The 19,269-nt window shown below is 49.1% G+C and carries 20 protein-coding genes; 15 read left to right on the top strand and 5 right to left on the bottom strand.

Annotated elements, in window-relative coordinates:
* Positions 1-102: 102 nt before the first annotated feature.
* From ald to M3202_RS04395, 3 genes are all read left to right on the top strand, one after another.
* On the top strand, positions 103-1,218 hold the full coding sequence (gene ald, locus M3202_RS04385) for an alanine dehydrogenase (protein WP_251222120.1): 1,116 nt from the start codon (positions 103-105) through the stop codon (positions 1,216-1,218).
* Positions 1,219-1,401: 183 nt separating this feature from the next.
* Positions 1,402-1,596 (top strand): protein YkzS, encoded by a 195-nt coding sequence (gene ykzS, locus M3202_RS04390; protein ID WP_251222121.1) that lies wholly within the window; start codon positions 1,402-1,404, stop codon positions 1,594-1,596.
* A gap of 71 nt (positions 1,597-1,667) precedes the next feature.
* A complete protein-coding gene (locus M3202_RS04395) occupies positions 1,668-2,918 on the top strand; it encodes an ATP-binding protein (RefSeq protein WP_251222122.1) in 1,251 nt (416 codons plus the stop codon).
* Between the two features lie 89 nt (positions 2,919-3,007).
* Here the strand turns inward: M3202_RS04395 and M3202_RS04400 are convergent, their stop codons facing one another.
* Positions 3,008-3,247 carry a TroA family protein gene (locus M3202_RS04400; RefSeq protein WP_251222123.1) on the bottom strand — a complete coding sequence of 80 codons (240 nt, stop codon included), beginning with the start codon at positions 3,245-3,247 and terminating at the stop codon, positions 3,008-3,010.
* Between the two features lie 409 nt (positions 3,248-3,656).
* Between M3202_RS04400 and M3202_RS04405 the strand changes: the two genes are divergently transcribed.
* The 6 genes from M3202_RS04405 (at position 3,657) to M3202_RS04430 (ending at position 10,196) form a co-directional block, all read left to right on the top strand.
* The gene (locus M3202_RS04405; RefSeq protein WP_251222124.1) at positions 3,657-4,721 is read left to right on the top strand and encodes a FecCD family ABC transporter permease; all 1,065 of its coding nucleotides are present in this window, start codon (positions 3,657-3,659) and stop codon (positions 4,719-4,721) included.
* Between the two features lie 59 nt (positions 4,722-4,780).
* Positions 4,781-5,740 carry a FecCD family ABC transporter permease gene (locus tag M3202_RS04410; RefSeq protein WP_251222240.1) on the top strand — a complete coding sequence of 320 codons (960 nt, stop codon included), beginning with the start codon at positions 4,781-4,783 and terminating at the stop codon, positions 5,738-5,740.
* 15 nt (positions 5,741-5,755) lie between these two features.
* On the top strand, positions 5,756-6,580 hold the full coding sequence (locus tag M3202_RS04415) for an ABC transporter ATP-binding protein (protein ID WP_251222125.1): 825 nt from the start codon (positions 5,756-5,758) through the stop codon (positions 6,578-6,580).
* 368 nt (positions 6,581-6,948) lie between these two features.
* Entirely contained in the window at positions 6,949-7,893 is a 945-nt protein-coding gene (locus M3202_RS04420) for a beta-ketoacyl-ACP synthase III (protein WP_251222126.1), read from the top strand.
* Positions 7,894-7,910: 17 nt separating this feature from the next.
* Entirely contained in the window at positions 7,911-9,149 is a 1,239-nt protein-coding gene (fabF, locus tag M3202_RS04425; RefSeq protein WP_251222127.1) for a beta-ketoacyl-ACP synthase II, read from the top strand.
* A gap of 327 nt (positions 9,150-9,476) precedes the next feature.
* Positions 9,477-10,196, top strand: a complete 720-nt coding sequence (locus tag M3202_RS04430) for a transglycosylase domain-containing protein (RefSeq protein ID WP_251222128.1) — start codon at positions 9,477-9,479, stop codon at positions 10,194-10,196.
* A gap of 86 nt (positions 10,197-10,282) precedes the next feature.
* Here M3202_RS04430 and M3202_RS04435 read toward each other — a convergent pair whose 3' ends face one another.
* The gene (locus M3202_RS04435) at positions 10,283-10,924 is read right to left on the bottom strand and encodes an MOSC domain-containing protein (RefSeq protein ID WP_251222129.1); all 642 of its coding nucleotides are present in this window, start codon (positions 10,922-10,924) and stop codon (positions 10,283-10,285) included.
* A gap of 157 nt (positions 10,925-11,081) precedes the next feature.
* Between M3202_RS04435 and M3202_RS04440 the strand changes: the two genes are divergently transcribed.
* From M3202_RS04440 to M3202_RS04460, 5 genes are all read left to right on the top strand, one after another.
* Positions 11,082-12,068, top strand: a complete 987-nt coding sequence (locus M3202_RS04440; RefSeq protein WP_251222130.1) for a 2-hydroxyacid dehydrogenase — start codon at positions 11,082-11,084, stop codon at positions 12,066-12,068.
* Between the two features lie 216 nt (positions 12,069-12,284).
* The gene (locus M3202_RS04445) at positions 12,285-12,959 is read left to right on the top strand and encodes a GntR family transcriptional regulator (protein WP_251222131.1); all 675 of its coding nucleotides are present in this window, start codon (positions 12,285-12,287) and stop codon (positions 12,957-12,959) included.
* A 12-nt stretch (positions 12,960-12,971) separates the two neighbouring features.
* Complete coding sequence (locus M3202_RS04450; protein ID WP_251222132.1) at positions 12,972-14,000, top strand: phosphotransferase family protein; 1,029 nt, start codon at positions 12,972-12,974, stop codon at positions 13,998-14,000.
* A complete protein-coding gene (eno, locus tag M3202_RS04455) occupies positions 13,978-15,276 on the top strand; it encodes a phosphopyruvate hydratase (RefSeq protein ID WP_251222133.1) in 1,299 nt (432 codons plus the stop codon). The genes M3202_RS04450 and eno overlap by 23 nt, the downstream gene beginning before the upstream one ends.
* Positions 15,277-15,428: 152 nt before the next feature.
* Entirely contained in the window at positions 15,429-16,595 is a 1,167-nt protein-coding gene (locus M3202_RS04460) for a TraB/GumN family protein (protein ID WP_251222134.1), read from the top strand.
* Positions 16,596-16,598: 3 nt separating this feature from the next.
* Here M3202_RS04460 and M3202_RS04465 read toward each other — a convergent pair whose 3' ends face one another.
* The 3 genes from M3202_RS04465 to M3202_RS04475 form a co-directional block, all read right to left on the bottom strand.
* On the bottom strand, positions 16,599-17,345 hold the full coding sequence (locus M3202_RS04465; protein ID WP_251222135.1) for a YybI family spore inner coat protein: 747 nt from the start codon (positions 17,343-17,345) through the stop codon (positions 16,599-16,601).
* Positions 17,346-17,523: 178 nt separating this feature from the next.
* Positions 17,524-17,721 carry a DUF2188 domain-containing protein gene (locus M3202_RS04470; RefSeq protein WP_251222136.1) on the bottom strand — a complete coding sequence of 66 codons (198 nt, stop codon included), beginning with the start codon at positions 17,719-17,721 and terminating at the stop codon, positions 17,524-17,526.
* Positions 17,722-17,791: 70 nt separating this feature from the next.
* Positions 17,792-18,229 (bottom strand): cupredoxin domain-containing protein, encoded by a 438-nt coding sequence (locus M3202_RS04475; protein WP_251222137.1) that lies wholly within the window; start codon positions 18,227-18,229, stop codon positions 17,792-17,794.
* Positions 18,230-18,469: 240 nt separating this feature from the next.
* Here M3202_RS04475 and M3202_RS04480 point away from each other — a divergent pair, with 240 nt between their 5' ends.
* On the top strand, positions 18,470-19,186 hold the full coding sequence (locus M3202_RS04480) for a YebC/PmpR family DNA-binding transcriptional regulator (RefSeq protein ID WP_251222138.1): 717 nt from the start codon (positions 18,470-18,472) through the stop codon (positions 19,184-19,186).
* Positions 19,187-19,269 lie beyond the last annotated feature (83 nt).

Consider the following 19,269-nt stretch of genomic DNA (forward strand, 5'->3'; position numbering starts at 1 on the left):
AACAAATGAAGGTCTCCAATTTTTAACATGAGCACAATGTCCGGGCAAGGTAGAAAGGCTTATACTGACAATAGGACATGAAGAGAAAAGGAGGAAATGAAGATGCGAGTAGGAGTGCCGAAAGAAATCAAAAACAATGAGAATCGAGTAGCGATGACGCCGGCCAGTGTGATGAGTCTTGTTCAGGCCGGGCATCAGGTGACCGTCGAAACAAATGCGGGACTTGGTAGCGGCTTTGACGATGAGGCGTACCGTCAGGCCGGAGCCGAAATTGAAGAGGACCGTGCGCTCATTTGGGAAAAGGCCGATATGATCATGAAAGTGAAAGAACCGCTTCCGAGTGAGTATCGCTACTTTCGTGAAGGGCTCGTGCTGTTCACCTATCTTCATTTAGCAGCGGCTCCTGAATTAACGAAGGCGCTTGTCGAAAGCGGCGTGACGGCCATTGCCTATGAGACGGTGCAAGTTGGCCGGACGCTGCCGCTCTTGACGCCGATGAGTGAAGTGGCCGGGCGGATGTCGGCGCAAATCGGTGCACAATTTCTTGAAAAGCAGTACGGCGGCATGGGAATTTTATTATCCGGTGTTCCAGGCGTCTCGCGGGGAAATGTAACCGTGATCGGCGGAGGCGTTGTCGGGACAAATGCTGCTAAAATTGCGATGGGGCTTGGCGCGAATGTGACGATTATTGATTTGAGTCCGGAACGCCTGCGCGAGCTCGATGATTTGTATGGTTCCGATATTCAGACGTTAATGTCGAATCCGCTGACGATCGCTGAAGCGGTGGCGAATTCCGATCTTGTTATTGGAGCGGTGCTGATTCCCGGGGCGAAAGCGCCGAAGCTCGTGACGGAGGAAATGATTAAGCAGATGCGCCCGGGCTCTGTCGTCGTCGATGTGGCGATTGACCAGGGGGGCATTATTGAGACTGTCGACCGGATTACGACTCATGATGAGCCGACGTATACGAAGCATGATGTCGTCCATTATGCGGTTGCCAATATGCCGGGAGCAGTGCCGCGGACGTCGACGATTGCCTTAACAAATGTCACGCTGCCGTACGCCCTGCAAATTGCCAACAAAGGGGCTGAACAGGCTCTGCTTGAAAACAAAGCGCTTCAGCTCGGATTAAATATTGCAAAAGGTCATGTCACCTACGAGGCCGTTGCACGTGACTTAGGCTATTCCTATGTAGCGGCAGAGCAGGCTTTCTCTTAAAAAAACAGTGTAATGATTCTTTCCCACAGCGGGATGTCTTTAGAAGGTCATGGCTCATGACGATTCGAGGCATCCTTTTTTCGTGTGGAGCGAGAAAAAAATCATCATCACTTTTCCTTGGCACCTATGGTAAAATCAAGGGAGAAAGTGGATAAGATTTTTACGGAAAAGGTAGTGAATGCAATGGAAACAAAAGACGCTGAGATGATATTGAACCAGCTTCGTCAAGGAGAGATTGAAGCTTACCGCGTAACGAAAGCGGATTTTCTGTCTTTTCGGGCTGTGTTGACGAATCAGGAAGATTTTTTGCATTTTCGGGGAAATGCCCAGCATGGCGGCGAGACGATCTATACCTATGAGCCTGGCTGGACGAAATAAAAAGCTGGCCGTATTTTAAAAGAGAAAGGTGTTACGACAATGTATGTTAGAGAAGAAGAGCTGAAGACTTAATGTTCATAGAGTTATTATTGCAGATGATTTATATTTTCTTCCCTATATTATTCTATTATTCGTTGTTGCGCCATTATCCGCGACTTAAGCGCTATCATTCTATTTTAATTGGGATTATATGCGGAATTTCGATCTGGCTTTGTATGACATTTCCGATTACATTTCTCACTGGCGGGCTGCTCGATGTTCGCAGTGTGCCGTGGTTTGCCTCATTCCTGTACGGCAATTTCACGGTCGGGACGATCTTAACGGTTCTGATGATCGCCTATCGCCTGACGCTTGGCGGTATGGGATTCTATGTCGTCCTGCTTGCCTATGTGTTATCCTATATTCTTATTTTCGTCTTTTTTAAAAATTATTTGCAATTCAGCTTTCGGAAGAAGATCCAATCGACGTGCTTGTTTATCGTCGTTCATTCGTTTTTAATTGTGCTGTTTATTCAACTCATCTTTCCGGCTTTACTGGATGAAATGATATGGTTTTATCTGTTTAATATCGGCTTGCATCTTGTGATGATGTGGGTTGTCGTATATATGATTGAGACGTTCCGTGAGAATGATTATCTACATATGGAAATGCAAAAATCAGAAAAGCTGTATATTATCGGACAAATGGCGGCAAGCGTCGCCCATGAAATTCGCAATCCGATGACGGTAGTCAGCGGTTTTATGCAGATTCTCTCCAGGTCGGACGAATTGCCGGCCAAGCATAAAGAGCATATTTCGATTATGACGAATGAATTGGAGCGGGCTCAAATGATTATTAATGATTATTTGACATTGGCCAAGCCTCAAGTCGATAAGGCAGAAAAGATTGATTTATGCAAGGAAATGGAGCTGATCAGCCAAACTTTGTCTTCCTATGCTTTAATGAACGGCGTGGAGCTTCGATTTGAAGGACAGGACGGCCAGAGCTTGACGACTTATGGAAGTCGTGAGAAGCTGCAGCAAGTGCTGATTAATATGATTAAAAATGCAATCGAGGCGAGCCCTGCTCACGGGGAAGTCACGATTTCGCTTTCAAAAGCGAGAGAGTGGGTGTACATTCGGATTATTGATAAAGGAGTCGGTCTGTCGGAGGATCAGCTTGCCCAAATTGGAACGCCTTTTTACTCGACGAAGGAAAAAGGGACAGGGCTTGGCTTAACGGTCTCTTTCAGTATTATTCGCAGCATGAACGGAACGATTGAAGTGACAAGTAAAAAAGGAGCAGGAACGACCTTTACGATCAGGCTCCCAGCTCATAGCTAGAGCTGTCTCCGGATGATGGCGGAGCGCTGTAAGCCTAAAGCAAGCAGGCAAAAAGGCTCCTGCTTGCTTTTTCAGCTATGCGCTCCTGCTTACTGCTTGCTAAGTAAAAATGCGGCGGTTTCATCCAGTTGCTGTTCAAGGGCGATCGGATCCTGGAAATAAAAAGAGTCCAAATCATATTCCATGACGCAGCCGGCCTGCACAGCAGGAAGGTTCTTCCATAACGGGCTGTTCTGAATGTCTTTCTTGTTCTCCTCTCCCAACTCCCGTACGCCAAGAAGAAGATAATCGGCTTCTGCAAGATACTCTGGTAAAACTTCAAGCGTCATCCCGGCCCAGCCAGCTTCAAAAGCTATCTCCTCAACCTTGACCGGAGCGCGTAAGCCCAGCTCATTATATATGATTTCGTCACCGCGCCATAGGAGGTGCCGTACAAGAACATTTCTTTTTCGCTGATTTCTAAAATGACGACTTTTTCATTTTTTCTATCACGGATGCAAGCTTTTTTTCTTTTTGTCCACTGTTTCATCGAAAGCAGCGAGCCATTAGTTTGATAATGATAATCGTTATCGCAACATTGAATGAAGTATACCGACGGTAAGCTGATCTGGCCAGAGCTACTTGCTTGACTATATATAAGAAAGTTATTGCGTGAAAGAAACAAGTACGGTACACTTATGATAATGATTTTCATTATCGTATTAGTGTTGCTGCAACTGGAAAAGGATTGAGAACCGAATGAAAAAGAGAAAAGACGGAGCTGCTGGAAATGAACAGCTTACTGATGGAGAAGCAGGCAAGGCAACCGGAAGGCCCGTTGTTTCAGTCGTGGTATTTGTTACCGGGCTGATCCTGCTGCTTGTTTCGTTAGCTGCCTCCATTTCGTTAGGAGCGGCTGAAATTGATTTTATCACTGTTTGGGAAGCGGTCTTTGCTTTTCAGCCTGATGTTACCGCACACCAGATTATTTATGAGCTGCGAATTCCGCGCTCGCTTGCGGCGCTGTTCGTTGGCGCTTTTTTGGCCGTCTCGGGAGCGATCATGCAGGGAATGACGCGAAATCCGCTTGCGTCCCCTTCGATCATGGGGGTGACCGATGGCTCGGCATTTGCGATTGCGCTTGCCTTTGCTTTCTTTCCAGGAACAAGCTATTTGGGGCTCTTGACCTGGTCTTTTGCCGGAGCAGGGCTTGGTGCGCTGATCGTCTTTGTCATTGGCAGCTTTTCGAAAAACGGCTTAACGCCGGTGAAGCTTGCCCTTGCCGGAGCGGCGGTCGGTGCTTTGCTAAGTGCGCTGTCCTCGGCAATTGCCATTCATTTTAACGTTGCGCAGGATATCAGCTTCTGGTATGCCGGGGGTGTGGCCGGTACGAAGTGGATCAGCATCCAGCTTTTAGTCCCGGTCGCGGTTATCGGGTTTGGCCTGGCGCTGCTTATCTCACGCTCCGTGACGGTGCTCAGTTTAGGAGAAGATGTAGCAAAGGGACTTGGGCAGCGGACATTTGTTGTGAAAACAATAGGCGTTCTCGTTGTTGTGCTGCTTACCGGAGCAGCTGTTTCGGTCGGAGGAGCGATTGGTTTTGTCGGACTTATCATCCCTCATTTGACCCGTTTTTTAGTGGGGGTTGATTATCGTTATATTATTCCGTGCTCCGCGGTGCTTGGGGGCTTGCTGCTTGTCCTTGCCGATATCGGTGCAAGAATGCTCAATCCTCCCTATGAAACACCTGTAGGCGTGATTACTGCCCTTATCGGCGTTCCTTTTTTCCTTTACCTTGCTCGTAGTGGAAGGAGGGGATTGTAGTGAAAGGAACGGCGAATAAAAAAGCGTTGATCACAGTCGGGGCGATTGTCATCAGCATCATGCTTGTTTTTATCATTAGTCTAAATCTAGGGGTGATCCGGATTTCGCCTGGCGAAGTGTTTCGGACATTGCTCGGGGCAGGGACGGAGCAGCAGGCTCTTGTTCTGTTTGAATTCCGGCTGCCGCGGATGGTGATTGCTCTTTTAATTGGTGCGGGGCTGGCTGTGTCAGGAGCGATTTTGCAAGGCGTGTCACAGAATGGTCTTGCCGATCCGGGTATTTTAGGAATTAATACCGGTGCCGGCTTTGCTGTCGTGATGTTTATCTTTTTCTTCGAAGGAGATATGGGCGGTCTTGGCACGCTGTCTATTTTTATCATGCCGTTGTTTGCGCTTGCTGGAGCTGCGCTTGCCGCCTTCCTCATTTATGTGATTGCTTGGAAGGATGGCGTAACACCGATCCGTCTGATTCTTGTCGGGATCGGGATTAATGCCGCTTTTTCCGCGCTGCTGATTTATTTTCAGCTGAAGATGAATCCGAACGACTTTATGAGAGCGACGATCTGGCTTGCCGGTCAGATTTGGGGGACGGATTGGCGCTATGTGCTGGCACTGCTGCCGTGGATCGCGATTTTGATTCCACTCACCTTTTACAAAGCGCGCTATTTAAACGTGCTGCAGCTTGGTGATACGCTTGCTACCGGACTTGGCGCAAAGGTGGAAAAGGAAAGAAGGCTCCTGCTGTTTATTGCCGTGGCACTGGCCGGGGCGTGCGTCGCCGTCGGCGGCGGTATTGCTTTTCTCGGCTTAGTCGCTCCTCATTTGGCGAGGAGGCTTGTCGGTCCAAAGCATCAATGGCTCATTCCGACATCTGCCTTACTGGGAGCCTTGCTGCTGCTCGTGGCTGATACGCTCGGGCGCAATTTGCTTGCCCCTTCGGAAGTTCCGGTTGGGATTGTCGTTGCGATTCTTGGGGCGCCGTATTTTATTTACTTATTAATGAAAACGAATGATGCATAAGGAGGATCAGCACAGATGGGAAAGCTAGAAACGAAGGATCTGGGCATTTCATATGGAGAGATTGAGATCGTCAAACAGCTGAATATTACAATACCGGAAGGCCAGGTCACGACGATTATTGGGCCGAATGGCTGCGGGAAGTCGACGATCTTAAAAACGATGTCCCGTTTGCTGAAGGCAAAGGATGGGGCTGTTTATCTTGACGGGAAAGCGATCCACCAGACGCCGACGAAGGAGCTGGCGCAGAAGATGGCGATCCTCCCGCAAACCCCGGAAGCACCGAATGGACTTACGGTTTACGAGCTAGTGTCATACGGCCGCTTTCCTCATCAGAAAGGGTTCGGTAAGCTGAAGGCAGAAGACAGACGCGTGATCGAATGGGCAATTGACGTAACGGGAATGAACGAATTTGCCGACCGGACGATCGATGCCTTGTCAGGGGGGCAGCGTCAGCGCGTATGGATTGCGATGGCGCTCGCTCAGGAGACCGATTTGCTGCTGCTTGATGAGCCGACGACATATCTTGATTTGGCCCACCAGCTGGAGGTTCTTCAATTGCTGGAACGTCTGAACAAAATTGAAGGGCGGACGATCGTGATGGTCATTCATGATTTGAACCATGCGGCCCGCTTCGCTCATTATATGATTGCCTTAAACAAAGGAACGGTCATTAAAGAAGGGACAGCCAATGAAGTGATGACTTCTGATGTGCTGAGAAAGGTATTTCAAATTGATGCGGAAATCGTCACCGATCCCCGGACAAATAAGCCGGTTTGCCTGACCTATGACCTTAGCCACGAGCAGGAAGACGTACGGCTCGCTACGCCTGTTTTGGCGTAATGAAGCATGAAAGGTCTCGGCTTGTGAGGCTGGGGCAACCAATGTGGTTTTGTCCCGGATGCAGCGTTGATATTGGAAAAAGAGGTAGGGATTGGATAGTGAAACGAGGAGGAAACCTCGTTCATGTTTTGGGAGGCTGGGAAAAAGGTTGTTTTTTGACCTTTTTCCCCAGCCTCTCTAAGCAATGAGCGGAACCGCCACGATCTTTTAAAGCCCGTTGTGAGTGGGTTTCTCACAACGGGCTTGTGGCGTGTGAAGCCATTGCCAGTAGGTCCAAATCTAGTTTTGTCTCAAGCTTTTTTCTTTTACCTTTTTATCCTGTTGTGCTTTATAATGTTAACATACGATAGGCAAAGTAGGGTGGTTACATGAAGGCTGTTGGGATTACGGGGGTAGGCGTTTATCTACCGGAAGAAGTGGTAACGAATAAAGATTTGGAAGAAATGGTTGAAACGAGTGATAAATGGATTCAAACGCGGACAGGAATAAGGGAAAGAAGGGTGGCGAACAGGGAAACCGATACATCCGACATGGCGATTTCAGCGGCAAAACAGGCGCTTAATGATGCCGGGCTGGCGGCTAAGGAGATTGATTTCATTATTGTTGCTACAGCGACACCTGATCATGCTGTTCCGTCCGTTGCTTGTCTCGTGCAGCAGGCACTCGGGATTGAGGATGTGCCGGCAATGGATGTCAGCGCAGCATGCTCGGGCTTTATTTATGCCCTTGTGACGGGCAAGCAGTTTATCGAAACGAATACATATGAGCACGTTCTTATTATCGGAAGTGAAAAATTTTCTAAAATTGTCGACTGGACGGACCGCAATACGTGTGTCTTATTTGGAGACGGGGCCGGGGCTGTGATTTTAAGTGAAGTGTCGGCGGGCAAAGGGATTTTATCATTTGAGCTTGGCGCTGACGGCCGAGGGGCGGAGCATTTGCTCGTGTCTTCGGAAAGCGGCTATGTCGAAATGAAAGGCAGGGAAGTGTTCAAGTTCGCAGTAAGGCAAATGCCTGAATCGAGCCTTGAGGTCGTAAGGCGCGCTGGACTGACGAATGAGGATGTTGATTTTCTCGTGCCGCATCAGGCGAATCTCCGCATTATTGAGGCGGCAAGAGAGCGGCTGAGCCTCGCGCCGGACAAGGTGGCAGCGACCGTGAAATGGCACGGCAATACATCGGCAGCTTCGATTCCGCTCGCTTTGTTCGCAGAGCTGCAGGCTGGCAAGATTAAGGATGAAGATATTGTCGTCATGGTAGGGTTTGGCGGAGGACTTACGTGGGGAGCCGTCTGTTTAAAATGGGGGAAATGAACGAAAGGAGCATAACGATGAAAAAACGAGTAGTTGTAACAGGAATAGGCGCCGTCAGTCCACTCGGACATGATGCGGCTACAACATGGGAACAGATCAAAAACGGAAAATCCGGTGTCGCGCCAATAACGCGAATTGATACGGAACATTTCCAGGTGAAAGTGGCAGGAGAAGTGAAGGATTTTCAACCCGAGCAGTTTATCGACAGCAAGGAAGCAAGACGAATGGGACGCTTCACGCAATTCGCGATCGCCGCCAGTAAAATGGCATTGGAGGATGCGCGCGTTCAAATCGGGAATAATGTCTCGCCGGAGCGGATCGGCGTTTGGATCGGTTCAGGGATTGGCGGGCTTGATGCGTTTGAAGAACAGCATAAGCGCTATTTAAGCAAAGGACCGAAACGGGTAAGTCCATTCATCATTCCGATGCTAATTCCTGATATGGCCTCGGGACGCGTTTCGATTGAAGTCGGAGCGAAGGGCATTAATAATTGCTCGGTCACGGCCTGCGCCTCAGGAGCCAACTCGATTGGCGATGCGTACCGGGCGATACAAAATGGCGAAGCGGATATGATGATCACAGGGGGAACTGAGGCGGCGATCACCGAAATGACGATAGCCGGTTTTTCAAACATGACAGCGCTCTCGACGAACCCTGATCCAGAGCAGGCCAGCCGGCCGTTCGATAAAGAGCGGGATGGCTTTGTCATCGCCGAGGGGGCGGGTGTGCTCATCCTTGAGGAACTGGAGCATGCCAAGGCAAGAGGAGCGAGCATTTACGCTGAACTCGGCGGCTATGGGGCGACCGGTGACGCCTATCATATTACGACCCCTGCCCCGGCCGGGGAAGGCGGTCAGCGCGCCATACGAAAAGCGTTCGCCGATGCCGGCCTTCAGCCTGAAGAGGTTCAGTACGTTAATGCGCACGGAACATCCACTTATTATAATGATCTTTATGAAACGATGGCGATCAAGGAAGTGTTTCAAGATCATGCTTACAAGCTTGCCGTCAGCTCGACCAAATCGATGACCGGGCATCTGCTCGGAGCAGCCGGCGCCCTGGAAGCGATTTTTTCCGTATTGACGATCAGGGATGGGATCATTCCACCAACGATTCATTATCAGACACGAGACCCCGAGCTTGATTTGAATTATGTGCCAAACGAAACGATCAATCAGTCAGTCACTGTCGCCATCTCGAATTCATTTGGCTTTGGCGGCCATAATGTGACGTTACTCTTTAAGCAGTTTCAATAAGTGATTAACGGGGCTGGGACAACTTTTTGTCTCGGCCCCTAAGTCATGTAGTCAGCCGGATAAAACGGTTCGCAGGGGTCATTTTAGGATGTGGACGGGATATTCTGAGCGGAGTCAGCATAGCAATAAGAATGAAAAAAGAAGGGAAACACCGGGTGGAGACCGAAGAGTACGGGGAGAGCTTTAAAAGGGACGGAGACGAACGAGAGAAGAATATTCCAAACTTGCCAATCAATTTTTTTGGGATATTCTCTAAAATAATGGTTTAAATGTGGTTTAATAAGGGTATCGATGTAAGCGTAACATGATACAAGGGAGGGTAGATAGATGAGATTGCGAAGCAGATCAGCAGTGGGCTACGGTAAAAAAACAGGCCTTTTTCTCACATTGTTTGCCGCTCTTGGAATTGCGATGAATGGATCGACGATTTACGGCTTTGATGAAAAGAAGGAAAAAGATGAGGATGCTGTGCTGTATTATTCATCTTCTACGATTCATAAAATAACGGAGGCGCAGACAAGTCATCAGGATGATCCCTCGGCCTTTTTCCCTGTTACAGCAGACGGATACCAGGAAGGAATCGAAACATATTTACAGGCGGCGACTGAAAATATGATGCATAGTCAAAAAAACTTTCTGGTTGAAGATTACTTATTTTTATATACAGAAAGCGAAGCGAGCAAGCGGGAGCTTCTCGACCAATACTTAAAAAGCATTCAAAGTGGTTCAGAAGTGTGGTGTATTTTAACAGCTGCCGACACTTATCTAGGCAAGGAAGTAAGGGAGCTTACGGTGGAAGAAACGGCCATGCTCGTCGGCCATGTTATCGCTGATGGAGAACAGCCAATGCCAGCAGCGGAAAACAGCTACGCATCGGAACCAACAAATGCAGGCTTTCGCTTTGGAGGCGTGGAGCCGATTTCAAACGTGCAGCAAATTTCCAGTATGGCTGAAGCCGAAACAATGAAAAAGCTGACAGCGCCCCTCACCTTTCCACAGACTGATGTTCCTTTTCCAGCAAAACGCTCTACTCTCGATACATTATAAAAAGGGTTGTCGACAGGCTGTCGCTCAACCCTTTCTAAATGACTCATCCCCCTCACATTCCACAAAAATCCGTTTAACAGCTGAAACTATATACGCTGCTGGAGCTTGTTCCGCCAATGCTCTGCCAGTTCAGGCACCGTCAGAAGACGTTCGAGCGCGTCACGGGGAACGTTGCGCTGCAAATAGACTTCGTTCGCTTCAAGCACCGAGACACGATGAGCGTTTTCTTCAAGCAGCTTCAAATCTGAGTCGGCGCGGACGGTTCCTTCTTCCAATACACGGCAAAGATAGCCGGTGTAGCCGGTTTGCACGAGCCGTTTGAGCAACCCGCGCACGGCGGTGTGCTTTTCGATTGTATGGCATGGCTCTCTTCCCTGCGTCACTTGAATGACCGCTTCCCCAAGCTGATAAATATCGCCGATATACACATCGCGTTCAAGCCGGTTTTTAACGGTAATATTTTCTCCAAAGGCGGAAGCCGGAAGCGAAGTGGAGAATTCCTCATTCCACTTTGCATAATGTTCCGCCGGGTAAAGACAGACCGCCCGGTCGCGGCCGCCATGATGCTTTTTATCAGCGACATCATCTCCGTTGAAGCCGTCTTTTGTTAAAAAAACCTCTGACACAAATTGTTTTGCGATCCCAGTATACAGTTCTTTGTCTTGCCCGTAAACGAGTTGTTTAGGCGGAGCTACGGCGACGTTTGTGATTTCAAAGCTTTTCGACATATGCTTCCCTCTTTCAAATGTTTCGTGCCTACAGTCAGTTTACCATAGCTGACTGCCTGAATGGTTCCACATTTAGTAGGAAAAAGCGATAGCCGCTGTACGCGTTCCCGTGTTATCGTAAAAGGAATATCATATTTTTTCGGAAAGAGGGATCAGAATGAAGCAAAAGGTTCTTTCCTATATGAGAGTCGATGAGCGTGTGCTGGCTGAGCTGGAAAAGGAATTTGACGTGACATCATTTCAAAACCATGAGTATGTCGGAGATCCGCGCTTTGATCAGGCTTTAAAAGAAGCGGACGGCATTATCGGCCTTGCCCTTAAGGTGACGAAGGAGCTGCTCGAGCTCGCTCCGAATGTGAAAATCGTTTCCAACGTCTCTGTCGGCTATGACAATCTTGATTTAGAAGAGCTGACAAAGCGCCAGATTATGGCGACCAATACGCCGAATATTCTTGATGATACGACAGCCGATGCGATGTTCGGCCTGCTGTTGGCCACTGCCAGACGTATTCCTGAGCTCGATCACTATGTGAAAGCCGGGCAATGGACAGTTTCCTTGCAGCCGGAGCAATACGGGATCGATGTTCATCATAAAACATTAGGGATTATCGGCATGGGCAATATCGGCACGGCGATCGCCAAGCGGGCTCACCTCGGATTTGATATGAAGATTTTATATCATAATCGTTCGCGCCGGACTGAAGCGGAGGAACGGTTCCAGGCGACCTATTGCGAACTTGATGAACTGCTTGAACGTTCTGACTATGTCTGTCTCATGGTTCCCGCTTCCAAGGCTACGAAGCATTTGATTGGAAAAGCGGAATTTCAGCGGATGAAGCGAACAGCGATTTTTATTAATGGCTCACGCGGACAAAATATCGATGAAGAAGCGCTTTATGAGGCACTTGTACAAGGAGAGATTCGCGCGGCCGGAATGGATGTTTTCACCGAAGAGCCGACCCGGCCCGACAATCCGCTCTTGTCGCTTTCAAATGTAGTGACATTGCCGCATATCGGCTCGTCGACGATCGAATGTGAATATCAGATGTCGAAGCTGGCCGCAGACAATTTGCGAAAGGGATTACAAGGACAAAAGCCGCCAACCCTGATTAACGAGGAAGTCTGGAACAGGCGGGAACCATAAATCTCCCTGGCAAGGCTGATAGTGCCGACTAGCTCTGCTGAACAGTCACATTCAGAAACGTATTCATACACTCCACCATCGCAACCTTATGAGGCTTTCTCTGAGGTTGCTTTTTGTTTGTTGAAAAAACGATTGAAAAGTCTGACCATTCATTATATAGTAAAAGTAATAAGTTAATTATTAATTGTTAACATTTTAGCGAGGGAGGAGGCAGTCGTGACGGAGCTTCTTTTTGCTGAGCAGATCAAGCAAGCGACACATGTTAAAGTCGCGAATTACATTCGAAAAGGCATACTCACCGGGAAATGGGCTTTTCGCGAGCACTTGAATGAAAAATTGGTCTCGGAGGAGCTCGGCTTAAGCAGGGGACCTGTCCGCGATGCGATTAAACAGCTACATATCGAAGGGTTGATTGAGATTCCGGGCAATGGCAGACCTTATGTCGTCGGTTTTTCAGACAAAAGCTTCGCGGACTGGTGCAGGATAAGAACGTATTTAGAAACACTGGCGATCCAGGAAAGCGTGGAAGCAGGTGACAGCCGGGCTTATCATGAAATGACCGAGATCGTAAAGGCGATGGAATCCGTCGCCGCCGCTGAGCGTGAGCCGTATATTTGGCTGGATCTTTATTTTCACCGCCGGCTCGTGGAAAGCAGTCAGAACCGGGCATTATGCAAGCTGTGGGAAACGTTGTCGCCCTGCTTGTATACGCTGCTGGAGCTAATTGCGGAGCGCTATGATACGCAAAAACAAATCGGCATGCATCAGGAGATTCTTGCTCATCTGCAGCGCGGAGAGAGCCGGCAGGCGATTGACTGTCTGACGACGCATATTCAAGCTGGCAAGCAGACGGTGGAACAGGTAGTGCTATTTTCGTCCGGACGGGGATAAAGGGGGAGCAAGATGATTGATATTAATAATAAGGAGAGCCTGCATAGCTATTTGCTGGATCGCCATTTGATTCAAACGGGAGAACATGTTCAGTACACTTCGTTAACGGGTGGTGTTTCCTGCAAGGTCGTCAGGGTCGAGCGAAAGAAAAGAAGCTTCGTTGTTAAGCAGGCATTGTCAAAGCTCAACGTGAAGGATGACTGGTTTTCCGATATTCGCCGCATTTTGATTGAAAAAGACTGTCTGATTGCGCTTAACGAGCTGATTCCCGAAGCGGTGCCTGATTTTGTCCATAGTGACGACGAGCAGTATCTTTATGTGATGGAGGCGGCCCCGCTTGAGGCAGAGGTGTGGAAGCAGCAATTATTAGCAGGGCGGCTTGATTTTCAAGTAACAGAGCAAATTGCAATTGCGCTCGCCACTGTCCATCAGCATGCGGCAAAAAGTAAGCGTTTCCATGAGCGGTTTGCCAATCAGCAGATTTTTAAAGAGCTGCGGATTTCTCCCTACCTGGAGACGGTCAAAGAAAAGCATCCGTCCTTACAAGCGATGATTGACGAGACGATTGCTCTCCTGCTTGAGCAGCGGCTGACGCTTGTCCATGGCGACTTCAGCCCGAAGAATATTCTCGTTACGAAAAAACGGTTGTATCTTCTTGATTATGAGGTCGCTCACATCGGTCATCCAGCATTTGACCTCGCCTTTGTGACGACGCATTTTCTGTTGAAGTCGATCAACGAAAAGAAATGGGCGCCGGCCTATTTGCATCTGATGCAATGCTTTATCGCCAGCTATTTCAAGCATATCGACTTTATCGACCGGCAGCAGCTGGAGCGCGAGACGGTCAGATTGCTCGCCTTTTTGTTTCTCGCCAGAGTCGACGGCAAATCACCTGCCGAGTATATCACGGCAGCTGAAGATAAAGCACTAATTCGTGAGCTCAGCTACGAGATCATCAGCTCCGCTGTCACGTTTCGCGATGTTCAGCACGTCATGTTAAAAAAACGAGGAGGCTCTTATGAATCCATTTGCGATTACTGAAATAAAAGCACGCCAGGTTTTTGATTCCCGCTCTGTTCCGACAGTCGAGGTTGATGTCCATTTAGCCGGAGGAGGCTGGGGACGGGGGACGGTTCCGTCAGGCGCGTCAACCGGAAAATTCGAAGCACTGGAGCTGCGCGACGGAGACGCTGGCTCATTTCAGGGGAAGGCGGTCTATCAGGCGATCGGGCATGTCGAGTCGATTATCGCTCCTGCTTTGCTCGGTTTAGATGCGACCGACCAGGTGGCGATTGATCAATTGTTGTGCCAGCTCGATGGAACGGAAAATAAGTCACGGCTCGGAGCGAACAGCATACTTGCCGTTTCGATGGCGGTCGCCTGGGCCGCAGCGCGCGGAAGCAACGTCCCGTTATACCGCTATTTAGGCGGAGCGAATGCGAAGCAGCTGCCGCTGCCGATGATTCAAATTATCGGCGGCGGCGCCCATGCGAGAGCGACAACCGACCTCCAGGATTATCTCGTCATTCCGGTCGGCTCAACGAGCTTTTCACAGGGCTATGAAATGGTCGTCAATGTGTATCAGGCAACGAAAAAAGTCTTCGAAAGACATGGGAAGCCTTTAGCGACGGCCGACGAAGGCGGCTTTTGGCCGACGGGCTTCAGCACGAATGAAGAAGGCTTGCAGCTACTAGTGGAAGGAATTGAAGAAGCGGGCTATCAGCCGGGCAAAGAGGTGGCGATTGCGCTCGATATCGCCTCGAGTGAGTTTTACGAGGAGGATGGCAGCTACCGTCTTGCTTTAGAGAATCGTTCCTTTACGCGTGATGAGTTTATTGATTATCTGTGTGATTTGGCTGATCGCTATCCGATTATCTCGATTGAGGACGGGATGGCGGAAACAGACTGGGAAGGCTCACGCAAGCTGACGGAAAGAATCGGTAAGCGGCTGCAGCTGATCGGTGATGATCTGTTCACGACATCAGTTCCCCGCATTCAAAAAGGAGTCCGGCAAGGTGTCTATAATTCGGTTCTGATTAAAATGAATCAAATCGGCACAATTACGGAAACGTTGGATGCGATTGAGTCGACGAAAAGCGCCGGGTACTTGCCCGTTATTTCTGCCCGTTCAGGGGAGACGGAGGATGCAACAATCGTTCATTTGGCAATTGCGACAAATGCCGGTCAGCTAAAGGTTGGTTCGGTCGCGCGATCTGAAAGAACGGTGAAATGGAATGAAGTGCTGCGGATTGAAGAGGAGCTTGGAGCTGCTGCGCACTATGCCGGGAAGGATATTTTTAAGAGGATTTTAAGCTGACAGTTTGCGAGAATGGCAAAAGAGGCTTTCAGAGAAAGCGAACAGTGCCGAGCGTTTCGCTTTAGAGGACCTTCCTTTTGACAGAACGCTATGTTTTCAGCTCCATTATTGGTATACTTACTGGGAAAACGTCTGGAGAAGGAAGGTCAACGATGTCAGAGGAAACGATTACGAGAATATCTCAAGATGGCAAGGAATTTATTCTAGTTGGAACGGCTCACGTCTCAAAAAAAAGCGCGGAGCAGGTCAAAGAAGTAATTGAAACAGAGCGTCCGGACGCTGTTTGTGTCGAGCTGGATCAGCAGCGGTTTGAAACGATCCAAAACCAGGATCGCTGGAAGGAAATGGACATTTTTAAAATTATGAAGGCGAAGAAAACAACGTTTCTATTAATGAATCTCGTCATCTCTTCCTTTCAAAAGCGGATCGCCAAGCAATTCGGCATTCAGCCGGGGCAGGAAATGATCCAGGGAATCGAGTCGGCCAAAGAAGTAGGCGCCGAACTTGTTCTGGCTGATCGCAACATACAAATCACCTTTGCCCGCATTTGGCGCAACGTCGGCTTTTGGGGCAAGGCGAAGCTGTTGACGCAGATGATTGGCAGCATTTTTACAAATGAAACGATCTCGGAAGAAGAGCTGGAGAAAATGAAATCTCAGGATATGCTTAACGCCACGCTTCAGGATTTTTCTGCTTCCTTTCCGCGTTTAAAGGTTCCGCTCATTGACGAGCGAGATCAATATTTGGCGCAGAAGATCAAAGAAGCACCAGGCAAAAAGGTCGTGGCGGTGCTTGGCGCGGCCCACGTGCCGGGAATTACGGAGGAAATCAAAAAAGAACAGGATTTACAGGCGTTAACGAAACTTCCTCCAAAATCGAAGCTGCCGAAGATCATTGGCTGGGCGATTCCGATTATGATTCTGGCCGTTATCGCCTACACGTTCATCGCCAACCCATCAGCTGGACTCCAGCAGACGATTAGCTGGATACTGTGGAACGGATCATTTGCCGCCCTTGGAGCGGCGATTGCCTTTGGTCATCCGTTAACGATTTTGACCGCCTTTGTCGTCGCGCCGATCAGCTCGCTCAATCCGTTAATTGCCGCGGGCTGGTTTGCCGGATTTGTACAAGCTTATTTCCGCCGGCCGAATGTCGGTGATCTGGAGAGCCTTGCCGATGATGTCGTTTCTGTCAAAGGCTTCTGGCAAAATAAAGTGACGCGCATTTTGCTGATTATTATTTTTACGAACATTGGCAGCACGCTTGGCACGGTCGTCGGCGGTACGGATGTCATTCGTGTCTTTCTTGAAAATTTGTAACGTCTATTGGTTCACGCCGAGGACGGCGACGTATTGATTGCCGAACGCCGGTGTAAACGCTGTGCCGTCCCAACTAAGCGGCGTTTGGACAAGCCCGAGACCATCGGCATTATACTGGCCGATAATGCGCTGCAGCGCATACAGCTCATAGACGCCGTCTCCGTCGAAGTCAATCGGATAGAGCTGGTTCAACCCGGAAACAGACCCCTCCAGAGGGGTCTTTAATGTGCCGTCCGGATGATAAAGATCTGCCAGGTAGTCACGGGCACGGTTGCTAATGTCGATGACGAAGGAAAGATGCAGCGTCTTGTTTGTCACCTCGATTCGGTAGTCGTTTTTGTAGATCACCTCATAGTCATATAACCGGTCAAAAGCGTCATAGTCAAATAAAAGCACAGGCTCATTCTCGTAAAACGAATAGAGATAATAATAGCCGTAGCCGCCGCTTCCGCCTGAATCCATGCTGATCAAAATATCATCGACATTCGCCCGTGAAAACGGGGCAAGGAACAGGCGCGGCTCGTAGCCTTGATCGGTCGAAAGGGCGACGCTGTGAAATTGATTCGTCCTTCCGTCCTGAATCACGAGCGTGACAGACGTGCTGTACGGACTGTCGTCGGACCGCTGCCCGATTAAATAAACATAGTCGACGATAAAGTCTCCATTCACATCCCCTTCCGCATACGAAAAAACAAACGATTCACGCTGTTCGTTAGATTCGGTAGTAAATACCGGGAAATTGCTCTTCATGCTTCCATCTCTCCTTACGCATCTTTCCGCTATTCTATGCGTCTGACGAGGAAGAGGGCCGCTTTTTTGTAAAAAAAGAGAGCCGCCGAAAAATGTCATAACGAAAAAGCTGCTGAAAAAGGATGATTTCCCTTTTCAGCAGCTTCGCCATTTTGATGTGCCGGCAACTCCCATACGTCTAATACTGTCTTTCTTCAATGATTTGATGCTGCTGATCAAGAATCAGAACCCGGCTCGGCTGATTTTCCCGCGCCAGCTCCTCCGCTGCCCGTATCGCTTCATCCTTTGAGGTGAAGCTGTCTTCAGGAGCGACATCCTCCAGCTTGACGAGCCAGCGCGATGCATCGGCATTTGGGGCCACGCTAAATTGCTTCATCTGATCGCCTCCTTTTCTGTTCCGTTTCTGTCACCTTTCCCGGTGGCGCTCCTTCATAAACGTAGTCGCCTTACTCGACGATCAGATAGGCGATCATTGGTCCGTTATTTTCGATATTGCTGTGAGCGGTGCAAATAAGGCGGTAGACGCCAGGCTCTGAAAAATGCAAATTAATCAGCGTTTCTTCTCCTTTTTTGACCGTTCCTTTTATGTCGGTTCCTTCCACATAAAAAGGATGCTCCATCCCATTCACCCCGTAAATGCGCAAGGTGATGTCCTTGTCTTTTGGAATATACAATGTGCCAGGGTCCCAGCGGTACGCCTCGAGCTCATGTCCGTCCTCTGTCGTTGACTTAATTTCACTTGTCACCATATGGAGCTCAAAGATTTCACCAGCCCGTCCTGCGGTTTCAACTGAAGAACGGTCCTGCAGCACGTACCATAACACACTTGAGACGACGACCGCGAGCGCAAGCAGCAGCCAGCTTTTGCGTAAACGAATTACCATCTTTCATTCTCCTTTCTTAAACAAGCCCTGCTCTATACATATGCAAGGAATGAAGGGAAACTTGTCTATTTTTTTTTGCCGGATTTCCAAAGTGGGGGAGGTGGCTCAGTCAAGAACGGACAGCTCTAGCGCCAACCATCTCCGACGACCCTTGCAATCTCGTTTTTTTCTGCTAAGTAAGGTATAATAAAAAAGAATGACGAAACGCTATTTACTTGAAGTGAAAGTGAGTGTTAAGCAATGGGTCGTAAATGGAATAATATCAAGGAAAAGAAGGCATCAAAGGATGCGAATACGAGCCGGATTTATGCGAAGTTCGGCCGTGAAATTTATGTCGCCGCCAAGCAGGGCGAGCCGGATCCGGAGTCGAATCAGGCGTTAAAGGTCGTGCTGGAGCGCGCCAAAACGTATAATGTGCCAAAGGCGATCATTGAACGCGCGTTGGAGAAGGCAAAAGGCGGCTCAGAGGAGAACTACGATGAGCTGCGCTATGAAGGCTTCGGCCCGAACGGCTCAATGGTGATCGTCGATGCGCTGACGAATAATGTCAATCGAACGGCGGCAGAGGTTCGGGCGGCGTTCAGTAAAAACGGCGGCAATATGGGTGTGAGTGGCTCGGTCAGCTATATGTTCGATGCGACTGCCGTGTTTGGCATTGAAGGGAAGACGGAGGAAGAGATGCTGGAATTGCTGATGGAAGCCGATGTCGATGTTCGTGATCTATTTGAAGAAGATGATTCGGTTATTATTTATGCGGATCCCGCTCAGTTCCATGCCGTGCAGGAGGCATGCAGGCAGGCCGGCATTACTGATTTTACGGTCGCGGAATTGACGATGCTTGCGCAAAATGATGTGACCCTTGATGCTGATGCGCAGGCCCAATTTGAAAGAATGATTGATGTTCTTGAAGATTTGGAGGACGTCAAGCAGGTTTACCATAATGTCGATCTCGCTTAACGAGTCAACTTGGCAGTATAGTCTTTAGCAGGCTGTACTGCTTTTTTGCTATGGTTGAAAAACAGGGGGAATTCGCATCACGC

The organism is Halalkalibacter oceani (assembly GCF_023715605.1).
Classification (GTDB): Bacteria; Bacillota; Bacilli; order Bacillales; family Bacillaceae_D; genus Halalkalibacter; species Halalkalibacter oceani.